Here is a 1,595-nt window from a genome sequence, read left to right on the forward strand (position 1 = left end):
TACAAGTTTTCTCATATATATTCCTTACTTATTTTTAATCTCATTAATCTTTTTATTTATATCTGAAATATTTAAAGATTTTTTTAATTCATCTGTTTTTATCTTTAAATCCTCATTTGCTATTTTGCTTTCTATTTGTAATTTAGCCTTACTTGCTTCCGTTTCTAATTTAATAGAAGTCTTATCAAGTTCATTGCTATCAATTTTTAATTTATATTGAGAATTATCAATATCCATAGTTGAATTTACTTGAGGATTTATTCTAGTTATTACATTGTTTTTATTATACACTCCTAGTAATTTACTATTCTGTAATTCAAATAAAACATCAGAAGTATCATTAATCTTACTATAACTAGCAAAATACGAATCACTTGGCTTTAACTTAACATAATTATTTTTCGTATCAGCATAATAAAATTCTTGAGCTGGGTTTGTATAAAATTCTGTAAAAAATTTAGTTTTCTCATTATCCCAATCAGCTAATTGCTTTCTATAATTTGAAGAATTGGTGCCTTTTAAATTTTCTTTAATACTTAAAATATTTAAATCCAAACTACCATTTTTTGCAGTGTATTCAATTTGTTCTTTATTAACATAAGCAGTAGTTCTATAATGATCCGAAGTTGAATCTACAACAGAAGAATCTTTAAAATTCATTGTATAGCCGTTGTATTCTAAATCTTCTATATCATATTCACGCATTTGTAAATAATTATGGTTCATAACAAAATATCTTAAATTATAAGCACTATCCCTACCATCTTTTTTAGTTTGCTCTTTTGAATAATAAGTTAAAAGTCCTCTTGATAAATCAAGTTCAGCGGCAGAATTTGTATTTGAGTAATAATTAATAGCTGTTTGATTATTTTTTTCTATATCACTTTTAAAACTATTCCAATCATCTTTTAAAGTTGTAAAATGAGATAAATCTGATTTGCTTAAATCATAATTAATACCAACTAATTGAGCTTTTAATTCATTTTTATTTGCACTAAAACTAGCATAATCTGATGAATATTCTAAATTCTTTTCAGCATTAGGCGTATTAAGACTAGTATTTTGCAAGTTATAATTTTGAGTTTTGATTTCTTTAGTTCCTAAATCAGAAACATTGTAGCTATTGCTAGTAAGAGTATTCTTTTTACCATCTAAAGTATAATAATCAAAAGATTTAACACTCTTATCGTTTTCTAATTTTCTACCATATAAATCAAGTGTCATAGTTCCTAAATTAAGACTTGCTGCACTTTTAGAATTTAAATCTTCTGAATAGTAATAATAACTATTTACATTGTTATTAGCAAAGTATTTATTAGGTATAGAAGGTTCTAATTTAGTCCATTCTTTTTCATCTTTAATCACTGGCACATCAGGTATTGCCACATTATTATCATTTGGCTTATTTTCTGGTGTGCTTGTATTATTATCAGGATTACTTGGCGTATCTGGTGTCGTATTTGGATTACTTGGAATAACTAAATCATCACTAGGTTTATTTGGAGCAATTTCTGGCACATTATCTGTATTTAAAGAATTATCATTTTTTGCAATGATTTCAGTTACTTCTTCTTTAATATCGCTTGCAATATTCA

At 25.5% G+C, this 1,595-nt stretch carries 1 protein-coding gene; it reads right to left on the minus strand.

The genetic code is table 11. The features are described from left to right. Nucleotides 1–24 precede the first annotated feature (24 nt). The coding region (locus AVBRAN9333_RS09370; protein ID WP_336609905.1) for a hypothetical protein at nt 25–1,595 on the minus strand (1,571 nt) is incomplete at its 5' end.

The sequence above is a fragment of the Campylobacter sp. RM9333 genome, assembly GCF_020137705.1.
Taxonomy (GTDB): domain Bacteria; phylum Campylobacterota; class Campylobacteria; order Campylobacterales; family Campylobacteraceae; genus Campylobacter_E.